Genomic DNA, 293 nt, shown 5'->3' on the forward strand with positions numbered 1-293 from the left:
GCCGCCGCTCCAGACCATGTCGTTATTGCCAACAACGCTCAGGCTGACGGTGTCGTTATCATCCAGATCCCCAAAACTCACCAGGCCAGTGCCGCGCAAGTCCTGGGCACTGGAATCGCCCGCCACTTCCAGCATGGGCGCCGCGTTCTCCACGGACAAGGTCGGGGCGTCGTTGCTGCCGATCAGGGTAAAGCTCACCACCTCACTGGCGGTGGCGCCCTGGCTGTCGGTGGCGGTCACGGTATAGCTGAAGGTGATGGTCTCGCCCGCCGCCAAAAAGTCCAGGTCGACGT

1 protein-coding gene is annotated in these 293 nt (G+C 63.1%); it reads right to left on the bottom strand.

Annotation, left to right across the window (positions count from 1 at the left end; genetic code table 11):
* Positions 1-293, bottom strand: a 293-nt coding sequence (locus C7I36_RS16985; RefSeq protein ID WP_146137364.1) for a VCBS domain-containing protein, incomplete at both ends; no start/stop codon positions are given.

This window comes from Zobellella taiwanensis, from assembly GCF_003012795.1.
In the GTDB taxonomy this organism is placed as follows: Bacteria; Pseudomonadota; Gammaproteobacteria; order Enterobacterales; family Aeromonadaceae; genus Oceanimonas; species Oceanimonas taiwanensis.